The sequence below is a fragment of the Colwellia sp. F1 genome (assembly GCF_056238625.1).
This window is the reverse complement of sequence record NZ_JBWDLI010000002.1, coordinates 175,654-196,535: the sequence shown is the minus strand read 5'-3', so window position 1 is coordinate 196,535 and position 20,882 is coordinate 175,654. Positions and strand designations below refer to the sequence as shown.

Here is a 20,882-nt window from a genome sequence, read left to right as displayed (position 1 = left end):
AAAGCTTAAAGCGTGAACAAAATAACGTTATCTCAAGATGAGAATTTATCAATAAAATTAACCCATCAACTGTTACCACAAGAGTTACAGCGTATTGATCTTTACCTTTCTTTACCAGTTGAAATGGGTATAAGTCCCAGCACATTAAACACTGAGGACTATTTTTATAGCAATATAAGAAGCCAGAGCGCTTACTACTCAGACAAGCAACACCTTCCTTTAGTAAGAAGTCGTTTTATTAGCCAACGTTTTGAGGGAGAAAATAAAGACGGACCAAGTGACTACCGTTTAAACTTAAACCTATACTGTTATCAGTTAATCAAGGCGCTTGATGCAGACGTAAAACAAACACTTAAGTTGAAAACAGCGGAAGAGTTTTATCCCGAGGCCATTGAACTGGCCGAGCAAACAACAGGGTTAATTAAGAAGTTACGCCGTTATACGCCACCAGACAGCACACTTAATTCTTTTTTTAAAAATGCAGATAATTACCTAAGTTGGCATATTGAGCAGTCATTTTTAAAGCTATTATCGAAGGGGCCAAAAAGTAGTGAGTTTACCGCAGAGCGTGAATTTTTATTTACTTTTTGTCGAGACGAAAATAACTACCGCACAGAGCGTAAATATAACTCTCAAGTGACGCTTGATGATCCAAACCGTATTACAAATAAAATGCGCTTATTGCAACGTTTGATAGAATATGGTGTTGTTTTTCAAAAGCAAACTCGCTACTTAGATTTACATCTAAAACGCTTGGTTAGAGGTACAGTGACGGCTGTGATCATGGCTTTTGTTATGGTGCTTGTGCTTAATGCTCGTTCAAACTTTACTGAAGTTACTGTTGCCTTGATTGCTTTTTTGGGAGTGATTTATGGCTTGCGAGAAATATTTAAAGATGACGTTACTAACCTTATTTGGCGTAAAATACAAAAAGGACGACCAAAGTGGCAAAATATATTTCGTCATAGCGTTAGTCAAAAGCGCATTTTGAGCCAAATATTATGGTTAGAGTATATAAAAAATAGTGACTTACCTAAATCGGTAAATACACTATTTCAAAAGCGACGACAACAAAATAAACAAGCGGCGCGTTTGTTACATTTTCGCTGCGATAATAAGGTTATCGTGAAAGAGTTTTTACCTGGTTATGACGAGATTCAACAACAAATCTTTTTTAACTTAACGCCCTTTGTTCGTTTTTTAAAAAAAGGCGCGGGACGTTTATATACACTCGATGGGCAAAAAATATCAAGCCAAGCGGTTGAACGTCGCTATCAAATTAATCTCATTTTGCGTAGTATCGATAAACGAGGAGAGCACTTACAGCGCTTTAAAATTACTTTAAACCGTAGTGAAATTGTTAATATAGAAGCCATGCCAGCAGTAGACGAATGAAGCTAAATTACTCACTCGATGACTTACGTTATTTTTGCACAGTAGCCAAATTAGGTAGTTTTAAAGCCGCCGCGTCTAATTTGGCTATACCACTATCAACGCTGAGTCGTCGCATTCGTCAATTAGAATCTGATCTGCAATTAAGACTACTTAACCGAGATGCTCACCGCGTGTCATTAACACACACCGGCGAGCAGTACTTTTTGCGCTCTAGCTCACTGTTTGATGAGCTAAATGATATTGATAAAGATCTACATAAAGAAAAGAATCAGCCCAAAGGAAAAATTAGAGTAACAGCACCTATCTACTCAGGTACACACTTTTTGCGGCCGGCTTTTTATGAATTCTTATTGCAGCATCCTGAAATTCAGCTTGATTTACGCTTTTCAAACAAATTAATTGATATTGAAGAGCAAGGTATTGATGTTGCTTTTCGTATGGGAGACCCATCGGTAGAAGACTGGGTCGTGAGGCCACTAAAAGACACTTATAATATTTTGTGTGGCCATGCAAACTACTGCACTGATGATATTACCCACCCGAAAAAGCTATGTGATCATGCAACGATAATTAGTTTCCCATTAATCCCATGGCGATTAGAAAACCAAGTAACAGGGGAAGAGTTTAATTATCGACCTCATAAGTCAGTTCGTTTAGAGGTGGATGAAATTCAAATGGTAATGCATGCAGTAAAAAAAGGAGTTGGTATTAGTTACTTGCCAGACTATTTAGCATTGCCTTTAATTGAGGCGGGTGAAATAAAGCGCGTATTGCCTCAATGGCAAAGCAAAAGCCGCGCCTTGTCTATGCTTTATCGTGATCGCAATAATATGCCGCTTAGGGTGCGATTATTTATTGAGTATGTGTTAGATTATTTTCGTTAATGGTTACTTTACTGGGCTAGCTACGCTTATTTTTGTTACTTAAAATAACGATCAAGATCCCCCCTAAAACCAGCGCGCATGCAATGATTAATCGCAGAGTAATAGACTCAGATAAAAATATAACACCACCTATAGCCGCTAAAATAGGAACAGATAATTGCACTACGGCCGCCTCAGTTGCAGATAAGCCCGACAATGCAATATACCAAAGTGTGTAGCCTAATGCAGAAGCACATACCCCTGATAAAATGGCCAATATAATACCTGCAAAAGATAGCGTAATACTGGGCAGCATCACCAGCGCTAGCAGTAAAACAAAAGGAATGGCGTAACTAAAATTATAGGTAGTATCTTTGAGCGGCTCTAAAGAAGAGCGACCCGTAAGAGTATATAGCCCCCAAGCAATGCCTGATATAGCCATTAGTATAAAACCAAATAAACTCGGTGTCGTTATCGTAGGATAAATTAAATAAACTAACCCAGCAAAAGAAATAATAACGCCCAGCCATTCAGCACTGCGCAGTCTATTGCCTGATAATAGGCTAACAATAATCATGGTGAGCTGAACCGCACCAAACAAAACCAATGCCCCAGTACCGGTATCTAAGGAAATATAAGCAAAAGAAAAGGTAACAGCATAAACAAATAACATGAAGGCTGCTTGCCACCTTGCTAATTTATTGGGTTGCTTATGATGAGTACGTTGGGTGTTATGGGATAATATCGCATGTAAAAAAAACAGCATTAGCGCGCCTGACAAAAGACGAATAACCGTAAAGCTTGAGGCATCTATCGCGTTATTTTTTAATGCCATTCTCCCTAATACTGAATTGGCAGCAAAAGCTAGTAAAGCGGCTAGGGTGTAGGCCATTGTTTTAACATTGTTGTTGTAATCTTTTCTCAAGTTTTTTTACCTGTTTGATACGCGTGTTTAAGTGGGGTACAGCTCAAATCTATTATGGTTATTTCTTTGTTTAGCGTTTATAAACGCAGTATAATCCACGGAATATACGACGTTAATTGTTGGCGTTCAACTTATTTAGATTTAAAGGTTTTATCGTTACTTCATGATTTCTCACAAACTTTCCGTTGCCCCCATGCTTGATTGGACCGATCGTCATTGTCGATATTTTTATCGCGTTTTGTCTGCCCATACTGTGCTTTATACTGAAATGGTCACAACAGGCGCTATTTTACATGGTAAAGGCGACTATCTTTCTTACCATGATACAGAGCATCCGTTAGTGCTGCAATTAGGCGGCAGTAATGTAAACGATATGACTGAATGCGCAAAAATAGCAGAGCAGTATGGGTATGATGAAATTAATATTAATGTCGGTTGCCCTTCAGATCGAGTGCAAAACGGCCGTTTTGGTGCTTGCTTAATGGCTGAGCCACAATTAGTTGCCGATTGTGTTACTGAAATGCAAGCGGCTACTAACCTGCCTGTAACTGTGAAATCTCGCATTGGTATAGATGACCTAGATTCATATGAATTTTTGCATACCTTTATTGAGCAAGTAGCAGCTGCTGGTTGTCAGCATTTTATTGTGCATGCAAGAAAAGCGTGGTTAAGTGGTTTAAGCCCTAAACAAAACCGTGATATTCCACCGCTAGACTATGCAAGGGTGTATCAAATAAAACAAGACTTCCCTAACGTTGCCATCTCCATTAATGGTGGCATTAAATCGTTAGCAGAAACAAAGGCGCATTTACAGCACGTTGATGGCGTGATGATAGGGCGTGAAATATACAACAGTCCCTATTTATTGTCAGCAGCAGATCAACACATTTATGGTATAGACAAACCGGTTATCTCGCGCGAGCAGGTGATTAACTTAATGGCTGATTACATTAATACTTATATTAGCACCACACCTGAACATGGTAGCAATAGGGCATGGCATGTGTTACGACATATGCTCGGGCTTTGTAATGGTTTACCCGGCGCTAGACAGTTTCGTCGTGATTTAAGTGACTGCTCGGGCAATGCTAATGCTAACGGTGACTCGTTAAAACAGGCTTTTGCTAAGGTAACACTACTTGACGTTGACTAATAAAGGGGGTTTATACGCTATTGGCGTGAACCCTAGTTAATAGCGTTATTCCTTATTATATCTTACATCTGGCTATATCTGCTTTGTTCTGCTGCCGACGCTACCTTCAATAGTTGACAAAACTCACGGTTAATAGCGAAAAACATCTCGTTAATGTTAGTCAATTTAACCAATTATGCGGTCAATTTAACTATTATGTGAATAATTGACATATTATGTCTTTAGGTCTCTCCAGTAGAGACGCGACACTTATCCTTTAAAATCAATAGTTAATGTTTTTTTACTCGTTGGCACGGCACTTGTAATACTCAGTCTTGTAATACTCAGTAAAGTAAATTAAGTACCATCAATTATTTACTAGTAGCTGACTAGAGAATACACAAACTAACTTAGGTAGTAATGGCTTTGTTCAAAGTCACCTTGCAAGGTATAAAAGGAACGCACAATGAAATACGAAAGAGAATTTTCCCCACACCAGCGTATACATGGCAGGTTGTCGAAAGATGGCAGGTATAAAAAAGTATCGGGTGTATGTTCAGGAATTGCCAAACATTATGGATTTTCGCGTATTGCAGTCCGCCTTGTAACATTGGCTGCCCTAATCTTTTTTCCCGTTGTGACAGGGGTTGCTTATGTCGTTGCAAGTATTTTATTGCCAGAGCGTAAATACTAATAAGCACTGATTGTAAGGCAAAGAGGGGAGAGAAATTGGGCTTTATTAAATCGTTATTACTCGCTATTTTGGCAACTGTGTTTTTAACCTATGTTTTAGGTGTTAGCTTTTTAGCGCTTTTTAACGTAAACCTAACCATTAATGGTGAGTTAATAGCGCCATTAAAAGCAATAGGAGTGGGGACAGTGTCTACGGTGATTTTAGTATTGATCGCGCTAGCGATCGTGTTAAGTGTATTTGGTTCGTTGATTTTTATCGGCTTTTTAATCGCAGGGTCAGTAGTTTTATTAGCGATAGGTGTTTTCTGGCCTGTTTTTTTAATTGCAGCAGTGATTTGGTTAGTCGTTAAAGATACACCAAGAAAACAATACCCTTACTAACTGTAAGATTTACAAAAAATTTACTTAAAAAAACGGGCTAAAATAGCTTTGCACTCAGGTGTGTTAACTAAGCGGGAAAACTCATCACCTTCGTTTGCAATAACTTGTGACAAGTGGTTTTGGCTAGCTTGGCGAATAAGTTTTCTACTTGTCATTACTGCATCACTCGGTAATGTAGCAATGTTTTCTGCGATTTTTGCAGCAGTAGGCAATAACTCGTTAGGAGCACAAATTTGATTGGCTATACCGTATTCTAAGGCTTGTTCAGCTGAAAAGGTATTACCAAGTACCATTAATTCAAACGCACGGTTTTGGCCAACTAAGCGGGTTAATAAAAAACTAGAGCCTGCTTCGGGGCATAAGCCTAATTGAGTAAAAGGCAGTTTAAACTTAGCATTATTAGCGGCAATCACCATATCACAATGGAGTAATAAAGTGGTACCAATACCAACTGCCGCACCGGCAACAGCAGCAATAATGGGTTTGTTAAACTCACTTAGTACCTTAACAAAGTCAAGCGCAGCCAAGGAATCACTTTGTGAGCTTTCAATAAAGTCTTGTAGGTCATTACCAGCACTAAAACATTGTTCATTACCGTGAATCAAAACACAATGAATTTTAGCGCTATTTTTAGCGTATTCAAAGTGCTGGCAAAGCTGCTGGTACATTTTTGTATTAAGCGCGTTTTTTTTGTCAAAACGCGTTAAAATAATAGTTAATACACTGTTGCTTTCTTTGGTTATAATGAAGTCAGTCATTTTGTTACTTTACGAAGAGTGATAAAGTTAAACTTTAAGGGTTATCAAAAAGGATGTATAGCATCAAATGAAAAATACTTATTTATTTTGTTTATTACTACTATGTTGTGCGCTGAGTTTTGTTGGCGTAGCAAGTGCCTCAGCAGAAAATAAAAGCTCAGGCCCTTTCATTGAGAAAGCTTATATCCGTGCTACCATCCCAGGTACGTCTATTTCGTCAGCTTATATGGACATTGAAAACACAAATGAGCAAAATATTACCTTACTAAAGGTTACTAGCGCTATTTCACCGCGCATTGAAATACACCAACATACAATGGTTGATGGTATGATGCGTATGCGTAAATTCAACTCATTGGACATAAAACCTAAAACGCGAGTTAAATTGCAACCATCAGGCTTACATTTAATGGTTTTTGATGTGCGAGAGCCGCTTACACCTCAGCAAAAAGTCGACTTAATCTTACATTTTTCTAATGATGTAACGAGAAAGATACAAGTGCCGGTTTATAGTCCTAAGCAAGAGAAGTCAGCGCGCGAAACAGTCAAACACTTACATCACCATCACTAGGAGAAAAAAATGAAAATGAACTTTTCAACGAAAAACATTGGCTACCTAGTGGTAGGTATTTTTGTATTTTTTTATTTGATCGGTGTTTACTGGAGCACTAGTGTTGATTCTTTTGATATTGCGCAAGAAGTAAAAATAGCGGCAACAGCAGATAAGGTTGCGCCAGTTGTTGGTTACACCACCACGACCACCTTAATTAAAGTGGCAAGCAGTATTTTAGACAAACCTGGTGGTTATATCTCAAACGACGCATTACCTCCAGGTGTGTTTTTAGACAACATGCCCGCATGGGAATTTGGTGTGCTTGAAATGGTACGAGATATGGCGCTGGTGTTACGTAAAGACTTCAGTCGCTCTCAATCTCAATCGTTAGAAAATGTTCATATTCAAAAAGCACAACCACAGTTTAATATCGACAATAAAAGCTGGGCGATGCCTAGCGCAGAGTCAGAATATAGAAAAGCAATTGAGAGCTTGCACCTCTACAGAGATGCCTTAGTAGGCTTGAGCACAGTAAAAAGTGGCAATGCTCAGTTTTATGCACGAGCTGACAACTTAACCTCCTATTTAGATGAGGTACAAAAGCGTTTAGGGAGTTATTCTCAACGATTAAGTGCGAGTGTTGGTAAAGAAAAAATAAATACCGATTTAGCGGGTGACAATGAAGCTAAACAATCAACTAGCGAAAGTGCTCGTTCACAGGTTAGAACCAGTTGGTGGCAGTTAGACGATGTTTTTTATGAATCACGTGGCGCGGCGTGGGCATTACTTCATTTTTTACAAGCAATAGAAATTGATTTCGACAGCGTGTTAAAAAATAAAAATGCTACTATTAGCTTACAACAAATAATTAGAGAATTAGAAGCAAGCCAGCAAACACTTTGGAGCCCAATGGTGTTAAATGGTGATGGCTTTGGTGTGCTTGCCAATCACTCGCTCGTGATGGCTAATTATATATCACGCGCCAATGCGGCATTAATTGATTTAAACGAACTATTAAGAAAAGGGTAATAAGAATGAAAAAAGCAATCATAGCCACAAGTTTGGCGACAATGCTTTGTGTTACAAATGTACAGGCGGACACCCTGTTAGGGCTTTATATTGGCGGGCAAGTTTGGGCAAGCCAAGCAGACGGTTCTTTTGGCGAGAGTAAATTAGATCAAGTAGCTTTTAATTTTGAAGATAAAACGCAAGGGAGCTACTTTGTCGCGCTTGAACACCCAATTCCTCTAATTCCGAATATCAAATTAACATCTACAACACTTGATACCGTGGGAGAAAGCACAATAGATAGCGACCGTAGTTTTACCTTCGGTGGAGAAACCTACAGCGGTCCAATAAATGTAGACACCACGTTAGATCTTAGCTACGTTGACTACACCTTTTATTATGAGCTATTTGATAACGACTTACTGACGTTTGACTTTGGCTTAACAGTACGAGATATTGAGACTAATTTTGGTGTTGCAGAACAAAGTGGCTCACTCAATAGTAAATTGATGGCCTCTGGCTTTTTACCCTTGCTGTATGCTAAAACGATAGTTGGCTTGCCATTTACAGGTTTTAATGTATTTGCTGAAGGTAACTATTTCTCATATGACAGTGACAGCGTACATGACTACCAAGTGGGTGTAAGTTATGCGATACTTGATAACCTTGCTGTCGACTTTGACGTTACCTTAGGTTATCGAAGTGTAAAGTTAGTATTAAATGACATCGATGGCTTATACTCAGACCTAACTTTTGACGGCGTATTTGCTGGTGCCATTATTCACTTTTAGTGATTAACAGCAGTATTTTCTACAAGTTGAGTGCTTGAACTAGCGTCAAGCACAATTCAATCTTCTTTCCATATTCCTTTTTGGAATAACAAACTTCTATCTATTCTTTTTAGTTTGATCTGTTTTTGTCTATCATTAGCCTATAAATTGTTAATGGTGAACATTCTTATGCCACAAGCACAGCTATCTTTACAGCAAAATTCAAATACAGCATCGAGCTCGCTTGATGCAAATCAACTTGTTTTATTACAACAGGCTACGTCTGGCTACTCGCCGTTACAACTTGCCTGGGCAAGTGGTTATTTAGCCGCAAAAAGTGAGTCAGGCCAGGGCGTGTCATTATCTCCGGCACCAGCCGCCGCAGCAGCTAAAACTTTAACCATTCTTTATGCTTCGCAAACGGGTAACGCGAAAGGTGTTGCCACTCAATTAGCTGAAAGTGCTAAGGCGGCAGGGATCACGGTAGTATTAAAAAATACAGCTGACTATAAACCTAAGTCATTAAAGAATGAAACGCATTTATTAATTGTTGCGAGCACTAATGGTGAAGGTGAAGCACCTGATGATGCTATTGAATTCCATGAGTTTTTACTTGGTAAAAAAGCGCCTAAATTGCCTAACTTACAATACAGTGTGTTAGCATTAGGAGATAGTAGTTATGAATTCTTCTGTCAAACAGGTAAAGATTTTGATAATCGCTTAAAAGCGCTAGGAGCAACACAAATTGCTCCTCGCTTAGATTGTGATGTTGATTATGACAGTGACTGTGAAAGCTGGACATTAAACATTGTTGAGTCATTAAAAGAAGAGCTTACCCAAACCGATACCCCTTTAGCTGCAGTAGTCGATTTACCCGTAGCGGGAGCGGCTAGCCAATACACTAAACAAAACCCATTAGTGGCTGAGTTTTCAGTAAGCCAAAAAATTACTGGCCGAGATTCTGCCAAAGATGTTCGCCATATTGAAATAGATTTAGGCGATTCTGGCTTAACCTATCAAGTCGGTGATGCTTTAGGCGTATGGTTTGAAAATGATGAAACCTTGGTTACTCAATTATTAAGCGAGCTTAACTTTTCAGGTGATGAAAAAGTTAACTTAAAAATTGCCGGTGAAAGCCAAGAATACAGCTTAAGAAACGCATTAATTAGCCAATTAGAAATCACGCAAACAGCGCCGTCTTTTATCGAATTTTGGGCGTTACAATCTAAAAATGAACAGCTGAGTGAAATTGCAAGTGATAAGAATGCAGCGCGTGAATTTGCTGGCGCTCATCAAATTATAGATGTGGTAAAAATTGCTAAGGCCGAACTCGATGCTCAAACATTTGTTGATGCGTTACGTAAAATCACGCCGCGTTTATATTCTATTGCCTCAGCACAAGCTGAAGTGGAGGAAGAAGTCCATTTAACCGTAGGTGTGGTTAGTTATGACGCTGATGGCGAAACTCGCACTGGCGGAGCTTCTGGTTTCTTATCACACCGTTTAGAGGAAGGGCAGCAAGTCAAAGTTTTTGTTGAGCATAATGATAACTTTCGTTTACCTACCTCAGACGACACACCGGTTATTATGATTGGTCCTGGCACAGGTGTTGCGCCATTTAGAGCGTTCATGCAAGAGCGTGAAGCACGTGATGCAAGTGGTGACAACTGGATGTTTTTTGGTGATCAAACCTTTACGCAAGACTTTTTATATCAGGTTGAATGGCAAAACTATTTAAAATCTGGTTTATTAACACGTATGGACGTTGCATTCTCTCGTGACCAAGCAACAAAGATATATGTACAAGACAGGTTAAAAGAACATGCGAGCGATATTTTTGAATGGTTAGAGCGTGGCGCGCACTTGTATGTTTGTGGTGATGCTAACCGTATGGCAAAAGATGTTCACCAAACGCTGGTTGAAATTATCGAAGATCAAGCCCAACTAAGCAACGAGCAAGCAGAAGATTATTTAAAATCACTTAGATCTAATAAGCGTTACCAGAAGGATGTTTACTAATGAGCAATGATTTACCAAAAGTAGAAAACCCTGTATTAATTGTTGAAGGCAAACAGACTGATAACGAGCGTTTAAAAGCAGAAAGTGATTATCTTCGCGGCACCATTACAGAAGATTTAAAAGATAGAATAACCGGCGGCTTCACAAGCGATAATTTTCAGTTGATCCGTACTCATGGCATGTATCAACAAGATGACCGTGATATTCGAGCAGAACGTCAAAAGCAAAAGCTTGAACCGTTGCATAATGTCATGCTTAGAGCTCGTTTGCCTGGCGGTATTATCAGTACTAAACAGTGGTTAGCGATTGATAAGTTTGCTGATGAGTACACTGCTTACGGCAGCATTCGCTTAACAACGCGTCAAACATTTCAGTTTCATGGTGTATTAAAACCCAATATTAAATTGATGCACCAAACACTTAATAGTGTAGGGCTTGATTCAATTGCTACCGCGGGTGATGTTAACCGTAACGTACTTTGTACGTCTAACCCCGTAGAGTCTGAGTTTCACCAAGAAGCTTATGAATGGGCAACTAAAATCAGTGAACATTTACTGCCTAAAACGCGTGCTTACGCTGAAGTTTGGCTAGATGAAGAGCGTGTTGAAACGACTGAAGATGAAGTAATTGAGCCAATTTTAGGCAGCAACTACTTACCACGTAAATTTAAAACAACTGTTGTTATCCCACCGCATAATGATATTGATGTGCATGGTAATGACTTAAACTTTGTTGCTATTCATGAGGGCGGAAAGTTAACTGGTTTTAACGTACTCGTTGGCGGTGGTTTAGCCATGACTCATGGCGATACGGCAACTTACCCTCGCTGTGCAGATGATTTTGGTTATATCGATAAAGAGCACACCTTAGCTATCGCTGCTGCGGTAGTAAGTACACAGCGTGATTGGGGTAACCGTGTCAACCGTAAAAATGCGAAAACGAAATACACATTAGATCGTGTTGGCGCTGAAACGTTTAGGGCCGAAGTAGAACGCCGTGCGGGTGTTAAATTTGCTGACTCACGTCCTTACAAGTTTACCCACCGTGGTGATAGTTTTGGTTGGGTTAATGGCATTGACGGTAAACAGCACCTAACTTTATTTATTGAAAATGGTCGTATTTTAGATTTTGATGATGCTGCTACAGGTAATAGAGCATTAAAAACGGGAATGCGTGAAATTGCTAAGATACACAAAGGTGATTTTCGTATAACGGCAAACCAAAACTTAATTGTTGCCGGCGTTGCTCCAGAAGATAAAGCGGCTATTGAAAAACTAGCACGCGATCACGGGTTAATTAATGATGGTGTGAGTAACCAGCGCAAAAGCTCTATGGCGTGTGTTGCGTTTCCAACGTGCCCATTAGCGATGGCAGAAGCTGAGCGTTACCTCCCCGGTTTGGTTGATGATGTTGAAGCTATCCTTGAAAAAAATGGCTTAAAAGACGAAAGCATTATCTTACGGGTAACAGGTTGCCCTAATGGTTGTGGTCGAGCTATGTTGGCAGAAATTGGCCTTGTTGGTAAAGGTCCAGGTAAATACAATATGTATTTAGGGAGTGACTTAGCCGGATCTCGTGTGCCCAAGCTTTACAAAGAAAACGTGGATGAAGCAACGATACTAAGTGAAATTGATGCACTGAGTGCACGTTGGGTGGCAGAGCGCAACGAAAATGAAGCTTTTGGTGATTTTGTTATTCGTGCAGGTATTGTTGAGCAGGTGATTGTAAGCTTTAGAGATTTTCATCATGCTTAATGCTGTAACAAATAATGCAAAGGTTGCCACAAGTAGTGATACGGCTAATCGTGCTATTGAGCTTACTTTTCCGAGTGGCTCGTTAGATGAATGGAACCAACAACTTGAAAAGCAAACAGCACAAGCGCGCACTGAGTGGGCAATGGAAAACTTGCCGAGCGAATTTGTTTTGTCTTCTAGCTTTGGTGTTCAATCTGCGGTAATGCTGCACTTGTTAACACAAATTGATAACAATATTCCTGTCCTGCTTACAGATACTGGGCATTTATTCCCAGAAACCTATCAATTTATTGAGCAGTTAACAGAGCGCTTAAACTTAAATTTAAAAGTGTATCAGGCGAAAGAAAGCACTGCATGGCAACTAGCAAAATATGGTGAAGAATGGGCAGCAGGTGATGAAGCATTAAAAGCCTATAACCGTCGTAATAAAGTAGAGCCGTTAGAGCGTGGTTTATCCGAGCTTAATGCCCAAACTTGGTTCTCAGGCGTTCGACGTCAGCAGTCTGCTCATCGTGAAAGCTTAGGAGTTGTGAGTACATTACGAGGGCGCTACAAGGTGCATCCAATTATTGATTGGACTAACAAAGACGTACACCAGTACCTAACAAAACATAACTTGCCTTACCATCCATTGTGGGATGAAGGTTATGTATCTGTGGGGGATGTACATAGCACTAAGCCATTAACGCTAGGGATGGATGAAAGCGAAACACGCTTTGGCGGTGGCCAACGTGAATGTGGCTTACACACTGATGGTGATGGCATTTAAAGCAGCGGTGTGGTTAGCGGTGTGGCTAGAAACCAACCAATAACGACAGCAAGCGAAGGCAGATAATAGTCAAGATATGACGCCTTCGTTGTGCTTATTTTACGGGGGGGGGGTAAGCTCACCCCTTATAAATTATAGTCAACCTATTCTCCGTTATTTACATCAAAATGGTACGCTAGCTTTTTTTGTAATGTTGCCAAGAAAGCTTCGTTGGGCTTATCATTAATTAAATTTGCTAATTCAGTACCAATTGGCGTGAACTTATAAAACTGTAATGCAATATTATTTTTTTTACTGATCAGCTTTAATGCAGCGCCATTATATGAAAAATGAAGTGCTTCACCCTTTGCCATCATACTTGATTCACTTTGTTGTTTAAAAATTAGGTGATTGTCAGCAAGTGCTAATATATCGGCATAATTCAAGCCAAAATGACTTAAATTAATATACTGTTGGTTGCCTTGGCTAAAAAAATTGAATAGGTTTGGCTTTTGGTAGGAGCCGGAAAGTACGCGAATATTTCTTTTACTGTGATCTTTTACCGCTAAAGCGCATGCTTTTGCAAATAACTTAGCGTCAACAATACTCATCTCACGAAACACTTTTAATGCTTTAAGTGAATATAACCCCGGACGGGCTAATTCCCCGGCTAATATTTTGGCCCACAAGTCTTGCATAATACTATTACTAATATTTTCAGCCAAGTTTATATAACTATTAAACCAGTCTAAGTCAGTTCTCTTATCAATTGACTTATCGGAACAAAAAGCAAAGGTTTTCTCCATTATCTCTTCTATGTTTTCTTGCTTACGAAGGTGTGTTAATCTTTCTCGCTTTTTACTCCGCTCCTCCAGTGGCATTTGCTTTTCTTTGGGTAATAAAGGCGCCTCAAGACCAAATTGCTGACTTATTTTAAAGAATTGGTTTTGCGCGGTTGATTCACCGCTCTTTTTATTGAGCTCATCACTTTCCGTGGGAAGGGCAGTATTATTGTCATTAGCGTGTTCAATAACAACGGCTGGTTTATCTGATTTCAATTGAATACTCCATATTAATAAACCCCCTAATGATATGCTTGCTCTGCAATGAATCTTAGTAAGATAAAACGAAACAGCACACACCATCTATTGCCATATAACTATTATTTATTGTATGGATTTATTAACGTTTGTCAAAGCGACATTTATTAGGTATATATAAATATAGTTTATTATCTGTCGGTATATAAATTATAAAGTAAAGCGAAAAAAATGAAAAAGTATGCAGCAAAAAAGTAGTAATACGCTATAGTTCGGTTATAGTTAGGAGTAGTCCGTTATAATTAAAGAAAGTATTGAGTCAATACGAGCTAGTTGATCAATTTTCTAATTTAATTAGTTATAAACTAATTACTTGAGGGTAGTATGCAGGTTTCAGGAAATCCAGAAAATGACTTTCTTTTTATCGATGACAGTGATGAAGAAGAAACTTTAGACGAGACAAAAAAAGTCTGGCAAGTTCTGATTGTCGACGATGATCCTGAAATACACTCAGTTACTCAATTAGCACTATCTGATTTAGTCGTTCTTGGTCGTCGCTTGGAATATTTTCATGCCTATTCTGGCAATGAAGCTTGTCAAGTGATTGAAAAAAACCCTGATATAGTATTAGTTTTGCTTGACGTTGTTATGGAAACGGATAATGCGGGGTTAACGGTTGTTAAACATATCCGTGAGGTGTTAAACCGACAGGACATACGTATTGTTTTAAGAACAGGCCAGCCTGGGTATGCACCAGAAGAAAGTGTCATCAAAGAATATGACATTAATGACTACAAAACAAAAACAGAGTTAACACGCCGAAAGCTTGTAACAACCGTTTATGCAGCTATTCGCTCTTATCAACAAATTGCCACCGTTACCGAAAGCCGACAAGGTTTAGAGAAAATTGTTTCAGGCTCTTCGAGTCTTTTTGAGCTCCACTCTATAGCTGCGTACGCTAAAGGCACTTTAAAGCAATTATCACAACTGTTAAATCAAGACATTGAAGGCTTGTTCTGTGGTAGGGGGCAAGGAATAATTGATAACGTTGACGACTTAAGTCTTTACGTTATTGCTCAGCAAGGTTTTTCATCATTGCTGCCTAAGCAAAAATTAGTGATGTTAAAAGATGAGCAAGTCAGCCAGTCTATTAATACCTGTTTTACTCAAAAACAACATTTATACTTTGCTGACTCAGTTTATTTATACATTGCTAGAAACACCTCACGTGCTGTTGTCTATCTTGCTTTATCCGAGCCTTTACAGGATCTTCAAAAACAACTGTTAGAAGTGTTTATAACAGGCATTGGTATTGGTTATGAAAATGTATACTTGTTTCATAAGCTCAATAATGCAGCTTATAAAGATTGGTTAACAAATTTACCTAATCGTTTAGAGTTTGTGCGCATGCTTGACACTTTTACGCGCAGTGGCCTTGATAATGAAGTGGCTGCTTTAATTGATTTAAATCACTTTAGTGATGTGAATGACGCATTAGGGCAAGATATCGGTAATCAGTTACTGATTGCGGTTGCTCAACGATTACAAGACATAAGCTGTGGCTGTACAGTTGCGCGTGTTGGCGCAGATGTTTTTGGTATTATTGGCACAAGTACCTGTTTAACACCTGAAATACTGCTGGCTTTATTTGAACAGCCCTTTACAGCTGGGGAGCAAAAAATCCCTATGAATGCTTGTTTTGGCTTTTGCAGCAAAGCGCATGCGAGTAGTAGCGGCGTAAAAGTATTAAACCAAATTAATATTGCTTTGAATCTAGCCAAGAAAAAGCGAGAAACCCATTACGCTTATTATAACCCAGAGTTAGCAGACGAAACGCAATGGCGTTTAAATATGATAAGGCAGTTGCGTAGTGATTTTGCTGAAAACCGTCTAGAGCTATGGTATCAACCGCAATTGAACCTTACTACGGGTAAAGTCATTGGGGCCGAGGCGCTCTTACGCTGGCGCACGAGAGATGGTAATTTTATTTCTCCTGCGGTATTTATTCCATTGGCAGAATATTCAGGTTTAATTGTAGGAATTGGCGAGTGGGTTATTAATAAAGCTTGCGCAGAAATTAAACGACTAGAACAAACATTATTTGATGATATTACCATATCCGTGAATGTATCAATACCTCAGTTTAGGTGTGGCAACTTCGTTGACACCGTACTTAATTCGACAAAAGCACACAAAATACTACCGAGTAAATTAGAATTAGAAATTACTGAAAATATTCTAATGGATGACCCCCAAGCGGTCATCGATGCTTTGGTTAGCTTGAAGAGTCAAGGGATCAGTATTGCGCTTGATGACTTTGGCACTGGCTTTTCGTCAATGAGTTATTTACAGAAGCTTCCCCTTGACCGCCTAAAAGTAGATCGATCATTTATTAATGGCATTGCGCAAAAGGGACAATCTATTATTGCGGAAACCATTATTAACTTAGGCAAAAAAATGAAGCTAAAAGTTATTGCCGAAGGTATTGAGGAAGTTGAACAGCAAGACCGATTACTTGAGTTAGGTTGCGATGAAGTACAAGGTTTTTATTATGCTAAACCTATGCCCTCTGATGATTTCTTAGCATTCCTCCAAAATCAGTCATAATAACCAATTGAGCGCTTTATTTATCTTGGCTAAAGTATAATAAAGGTCTTGAGAGCAAGTTGTAACGAACACACCTATTCTAGGGGTATTTGCTTTGCTATACCTAATTTATTATCTCCATCTTAGCAAGCCCTTATCTCCTTTATATGTGAGCTCACTATTAAGCTGCGTTACAGAGCAAAGCTTGTAACAATATACCCGTGAAAAAATGATATAAATACGCCGCACTTCAACAATGCAGGTGAGCTTTGCTATGGGCAAATATAATAATATTTTTATAAGTAAGTAAACGATGAGCGTTTTGTACATAAAACAGTACTGACTGCGTGCTTCCTTGTATAGGCAGATATTATTTATAACTTAACTTTAAGCCGTTATTCACCTTAACTGTAAGATAATTAATACAAGTGATTAAAACAAGTGTTTAAATAAATTTGCTATTCATTTCCTTTCAAGGCACACTCAGTCAGCTATTATTAGTTGACTTTACATTTTTAGCACGGCATGACTCATTAACGCAGTCACTAGTTAAGTGAAAAAACCAAGTTAAAAACAAAGTTACATACCAATAATCATCAAAACATCAACACCACTTTTAGGTGAAGGAGATCACGTATGATATATCAAGGCAAAAGCCTTTCTGCTCAATTACTCGAAGACGGCATTGTAGAGCTTAAGTTCGACGCTCAAGGCTCAGTGAACAAGTTTGACCAAGCAACCTTTGAAGAATATAAAGCAGTAATCGCTGCAATTAATCAATGCAATGAAGCGAAAGGCGTTATGGTTACCTCAGGCAAATCAACATTTATTGTTGGCGCTGACATTACTGAATTTTTAGGGTCATTTAAACAACCAGAAGACCAATTAGTCTCTTGGGCTAAGGGGGCAACGGATGTTTTTGATTCATTTGAAGATATTCAATTACCCACTCTTGCGGCAATAAACGGTGTGGCATTAGGCGGTGGTTGTGAAATGACCTTGGTATGTGATTACCGTGTTGCCGATACTAATGCGAGTGTTGGCTTACCTGAAGTGAAATTAGGCTTAATGCCTGGTTTTGGTGGTACAGTAAGGTTACCGCGTATTATTGGTTTTGATAACGCAGCGACGTGGATGTCAACAGGCAAAACCTTTAAACCTGCTGCAGCACAAGCGCAAGGGCTTATAGATGCGGTGGTTGCCCCTGAAAACTTACGTTCAGCAGCGATCAGTATGCTGAAATTGGCAATTGACGGAACACTCGATTGGCGCGCAAAACGCCAACCTAAATTAGCGCCATTAACCTTATCTCAAACAGAATTAATCATGTCGTCGACTACCTGTACGGGTATGATAGCGGCAAAAGCAGGCAAACATTACCCTGCACCTATGGTAATGATCAAAACGTTAACTGCAGCAGCAGGTTTAGATCGTGCTGGCGCAATGGCGGCAGAAAACGCGGGTTTTGCTAAATTGGCAAAAACTGACGAGGCTACAGCCCAAATAGGTTTGTTTATGGCAGACCAAGTGATTAAAGGCAAAGCGAAGCAGGCGGCTAAACAAGCAACTAAAACAGTCAATAAAGCAGCAGTGTTAGGTGCTGGTATTATGGGCGGTGGTATCGCTTATCAGTCTGCTTATAAAGGCACGCCGATCATTATGAAAGATATTAATGATCAAGCATTAGACTTAGGCTTAAAAACAGCAACAGGTATTTTAACTAAACAAGTTGAACGTGGTCGTATGAATGCTAAACAAATGGCAGGCGTACTTAATAATATTACTCCATCATTGAGTTATGACAGCGTTAAAGGTGTCGATATTGTTGTTGAAGCTGTAGTCGAAAACCCTAAAGTTAAAGGGGTAGTGTTAGCAGAAGTTGAAGGGGTGATCAATGAAGAAGCAATTTTAACTTCTAACACATCAACTATCTCTATTGATTTATTAGCACAAAGCGTAAAACGGCCAGAAAATTTTTGTGGTATGCACTTTTTTAACCCAGTGAATAAAATGCCATTAGTAGAAGTTATTCGTGGTAAAGACACCTCAGACGATACTGTGGCAGCGGTTGTTGCTTATGCGGCAAAAATGGGTAAATCACCTATTGTTGTTAATGATTGTCCTGGTTTTTATGTTAACCGTGTTTTATTTCCATATTTTGCCGGCTTTAGTCAATTGGTACTTGAAGGCGCAGACTTTACCACGATTGATAAAGTGATGGAAAAACAATTTGGCTGGCCAATGGGGCCTGCTTATTTACTTGATGTGGTTGGTGTTGATACAGCAGATCATTGTACAGGCGTAATGTCAGCTGGCTTCCCAACTCGCATGAAAAAAATTGCCAATGATCCAGTAAGTACTTTGTATGCTAATGAACGTTTTGGCCAGAAAAATGGTAAGGGCTTTTATGATCATATGAAAGATAAACGTGGTCGTCCGATGAAAGTACCAGCACCCGTTGCTTATGAATTATTAGGACAACATTGTGCTGATAAAAAAGAGTTTAGCAGTGAAGAAATCATTGCACGTTTAATGATTCCAATGGTGAATGAAGTGATACGCTGTTTAGAAGAAGGCGTTGTTGATACCGCTGCTGAAGCTGATATGGGCTTAATTTACGGGGTTGGTTTCCCACCATTTAGAGGTGGCGCAATTCGTTATTTAGAAACATTAGGTTTAGATAACTTTATTGCCATGGCTGACAAGTATGCGCACTTAGGCGAAATATACCAAGTAACCGATGGCTTACGTGCTATGGCAAAATCAGGTAAATCATATTTCACAACAGACGTTAAAACCAACGCTTAACCCAAGGAGAATAAAATGAACGAAGTTGTAATAGTAGACTGCATACGAACTCCCATGGGCCGCTCAAAGGCGGGTGTTTTTCGTAATGTACGTGCTGAAACCTTGTCAGCACATTTGATGACAGAAATTTTAAAACGTAATCCAGCCTTAAACCCAGAAGAAATTGAAGATGTTATTTGGGGTTGTGTCAAACAAACGAAAGAGCAGGGCTTTAATATTGCCCGAAATGCGTCGTTACTTGCCGGTTTACCTAAATCAATTGGTGGCGTTACTATCAACCGCTTATGTGGTTCGTCAATGGAAGCATTACACCAAGCGAGTACTAGTATTATGTGTGGCCAAGGTGATGTGTTTTTGATAGGTGGCGTTGAGCACATGGGGCATGTCCCGATGATGTACGATGTTGATTTTGACCCTGCCTTGAATAAGCATATCGCTTTAGCTTCTGGCAATATGGGCTTAACGGCTGAGTTACTTGGTAAACAGCACGGTATTACCCGAGAAATGCAAGATGCATTTGGCGCACGCTCACATCAAAAAGCACATGAAGCAACCCTTGCGGGTCGTTGGAGCAATGAAATTGTGGCTACACAAGGCCATGACGCTAACGGTGCGCTAACAGTGGTGGAACACGATGAAGTTATTCGCCCAGAAACCACGGCAGAAAGCTTATCTGCGTTACGTCCTGTGTTCGATCCAGTCAACGGTACAGTAACGGCAGGTACTTCTTCTGCGCTTTCTGACGGTGCATCAGCAATGTTAGTTATGTCAGCAGCTAAAGCCAAAGCGTTGGGTTTAACCCCCCGGGTTAAAATACGCGGTATGGGCGTGGCGGGTTGTGACCCTGCTACTATGGGATATGGGCCTGTACCTGCAACGAATAAAGCGTTAAAACGTGCAGGTTTATCCATTGAAGATATTGAGTTATTTGAATTTAATGAAGCCTTTGCTGCCCAAGCACTTTCATGTGTTAGGGCATTAAAAGTTGAAGATAGAATGGATCAAATTAACTTAAATGGTGGTGCTATTGCCCTAGGTCACCCATTAGGTTGTTCCGGCTCTCGTATTTCAGGAACGCTAATTAACTTAATGGAAGGTCAAGATGTTAACTTAGGTTTAGCCACCATGTGTATTGGGTTAGGCCAAGGGATAGCAACAGTCTTCGAGCGAGCTTAATCTTTTTGCTGAAAATCTTTATTAACATCGTTGAAAGTACTCACAAATTCTTCGGGAAATAATTTGAACATCCGAAGGATGGCCTGAAAGGCGTAGTATAGGATGTACGGAGTATTGACTAAAGTCAACTCCGTGCATTCGTCTTGTTAGTAAAGTTTTCATCGGCAGGGTAGCTCCCTTTTACTTAATATTAAAAAGAAAAAACCAGCAATCTGCTGGTTTTTTTCTTTGACACGTTAATAACGAGAAACGGGTTGTGGCCAAACTACGTAC

At 39.5% G+C, this 20,882-nt stretch carries 17 protein-coding genes; 14 read left to right on the top strand and 3 right to left on the bottom strand.

Annotated features, from left to right (window positions below):
- Nucleotides 1–12: 12 nt before the first annotated feature.
- Together AC0UA9_RS02615 and AC0UA9_RS02610 are read left to right on the top strand one after the other, a co-directional pair.
- Entirely contained in the window at nt 13–1,395 is a 1,383-nt protein-coding gene (locus AC0UA9_RS02615) for a hypothetical protein (protein ID WP_475656635.1), read from the top strand.
- Complete coding sequence (locus AC0UA9_RS02610; protein ID WP_475656633.1) at nt 1,392–2,279, top strand: LysR family transcriptional regulator; 888 nt, start codon at nt 1,392–1,394, stop codon at nt 2,277–2,279. The genes AC0UA9_RS02615 and AC0UA9_RS02610 overlap by 4 nt, the downstream gene beginning before the upstream one ends.
- Before the next feature lie 16 nt (nt 2,280–2,295).
- Here the strand turns inward: AC0UA9_RS02610 and AC0UA9_RS02605 are convergent, their stop codons facing one another.
- The gene (locus AC0UA9_RS02605; protein WP_475656888.1) at nt 2,296–3,150 is read right to left on the bottom strand and encodes a DMT family transporter; all 855 of its coding nucleotides are present in this window, start codon (nt 3,148–3,150) and stop codon (nt 2,296–2,298) included.
- Between the two features lie 196 nt (nt 3,151–3,346).
- Here AC0UA9_RS02605 and dusA point away from each other — a divergent pair, with 196 nt between their 5' ends.
- From dusA to AC0UA9_RS02590, 3 genes are all read left to right on the top strand, one after another.
- Nucleotides 3,347–4,336: a tRNA dihydrouridine(20/20a) synthase DusA gene (gene dusA / locus AC0UA9_RS02600; protein WP_475656631.1), complete on the top strand. Its 990-nt coding sequence runs from the start codon at nt 3,347–3,349 to the stop codon at nt 4,334–4,336.
- 445 nt (nt 4,337–4,781) lie between these two features.
- Nucleotides 4,782–5,009 carry a PspC domain-containing protein gene (locus tag AC0UA9_RS02595; protein WP_475656629.1) on the top strand — a complete coding sequence of 76 codons (228 nt, stop codon included), beginning with the start codon at nt 4,782–4,784 and terminating at the stop codon, nt 5,007–5,009.
- Nucleotides 5,010–5,044: 35 nt separating this feature from the next.
- Entirely contained in the window at nt 5,045–5,389 is a 345-nt protein-coding gene (locus AC0UA9_RS02590; RefSeq protein WP_475656626.1) for a hypothetical protein, read from the top strand.
- A gap of 20 nt (nt 5,390–5,409) precedes the next feature.
- Here AC0UA9_RS02590 and AC0UA9_RS02585 read toward each other — a convergent pair whose 3' ends face one another.
- Nucleotides 5,410–6,147: an enoyl-CoA hydratase-related protein gene (locus AC0UA9_RS02585; RefSeq protein WP_475656623.1), complete on the bottom strand. Its 738-nt coding sequence runs from the start codon at nt 6,145–6,147 to the stop codon at nt 5,410–5,412.
- Between the two features lie 67 nt (nt 6,148–6,214).
- On the opposite strand from AC0UA9_RS02585, the gene AC0UA9_RS02580 reads away from it, so the two are divergent.
- The 6 genes from AC0UA9_RS02580 to cysH all read left to right on the top strand — a co-directional run bounded on the left by AC0UA9_RS02580 (nt 6,215) and on the right by cysH (nt 13,020).
- Complete coding sequence (locus AC0UA9_RS02580) at nt 6,215–6,718, top strand: copper chaperone PCu(A)C (protein WP_475656621.1); 504 nt, start codon at nt 6,215–6,217, stop codon at nt 6,716–6,718.
- Nucleotides 6,719–6,727: 9 nt separating this feature from the next.
- Nucleotides 6,728–7,729, top strand: coding sequence for a DUF2333 family protein (locus AC0UA9_RS02575; RefSeq protein ID WP_475656617.1), 1,002 nt, complete (start codon nt 6,728–6,730; stop codon nt 7,727–7,729).
- A 5-nt stretch (nt 7,730–7,734) separates the two neighbouring features.
- Nucleotides 7,735–8,499, top strand: coding sequence for a TIGR04219 family outer membrane beta-barrel protein (locus tag AC0UA9_RS02570; RefSeq protein ID WP_475656614.1), 765 nt, complete (start codon nt 7,735–7,737; stop codon nt 8,497–8,499).
- A 168-nt stretch (nt 8,500–8,667) separates the two neighbouring features.
- On the top strand, nt 8,668–10,497 hold the full coding sequence (locus tag AC0UA9_RS02565) for an assimilatory sulfite reductase (NADPH) flavoprotein subunit (RefSeq protein ID WP_475656610.1): 1,830 nt from the start codon (nt 8,668–8,670) through the stop codon (nt 10,495–10,497).
- Complete coding sequence (cysI, locus tag AC0UA9_RS02560; RefSeq protein WP_475656606.1) at nt 10,497–12,251, top strand: assimilatory sulfite reductase (NADPH) hemoprotein subunit; 1,755 nt, start codon at nt 10,497–10,499, stop codon at nt 12,249–12,251. Before AC0UA9_RS02565 ends, cysI begins: the two co-directional genes overlap by 1 nt.
- Nucleotides 12,244–13,020, top strand: coding sequence for a phosphoadenosine phosphosulfate reductase (gene cysH / locus AC0UA9_RS02555; RefSeq protein WP_475656603.1), 777 nt, complete (start codon nt 12,244–12,246; stop codon nt 13,018–13,020). Before cysI ends, cysH begins: the two co-directional genes overlap by 8 nt.
- 143 nt (nt 13,021–13,163) lie before the next feature.
- Here the strand turns inward: cysH and AC0UA9_RS02550 are convergent, their stop codons facing one another.
- Complete coding sequence (locus tag AC0UA9_RS02550; RefSeq protein WP_475656601.1) at nt 13,164–14,057, bottom strand: TIGR03899 family protein; 894 nt, start codon at nt 14,055–14,057, stop codon at nt 13,164–13,166.
- A 366-nt stretch (nt 14,058–14,423) separates the two neighbouring features.
- On the opposite strand from AC0UA9_RS02550, the gene AC0UA9_RS02545 reads away from it, so the two are divergent.
- From AC0UA9_RS02545 to fadA, 3 genes are all read left to right on the top strand, one after another.
- Nucleotides 14,424–16,646, top strand: a complete 2,223-nt coding sequence (locus AC0UA9_RS02545) for a bifunctional diguanylate cyclase/phosphodiesterase (RefSeq protein WP_475656598.1) — start codon at nt 14,424–14,426, stop codon at nt 16,644–16,646.
- A gap of 615 nt (nt 16,647–17,261) precedes the next feature.
- Complete coding sequence (fadB, locus tag AC0UA9_RS02540) at nt 17,262–19,433, top strand: fatty acid oxidation complex subunit alpha FadB (protein ID WP_475656595.1); 2,172 nt, start codon at nt 17,262–17,264, stop codon at nt 19,431–19,433.
- Nucleotides 19,434–19,448: 15 nt separating this feature from the next.
- Nucleotides 19,449–20,609 (top strand): acetyl-CoA C-acyltransferase FadA, encoded by a 1,161-nt coding sequence (gene fadA / locus AC0UA9_RS02535; protein ID WP_475656590.1) that lies wholly within the window; start codon nt 19,449–19,451, stop codon nt 20,607–20,609.
- Nucleotides 20,610–20,882 lie beyond the last annotated feature (273 nt).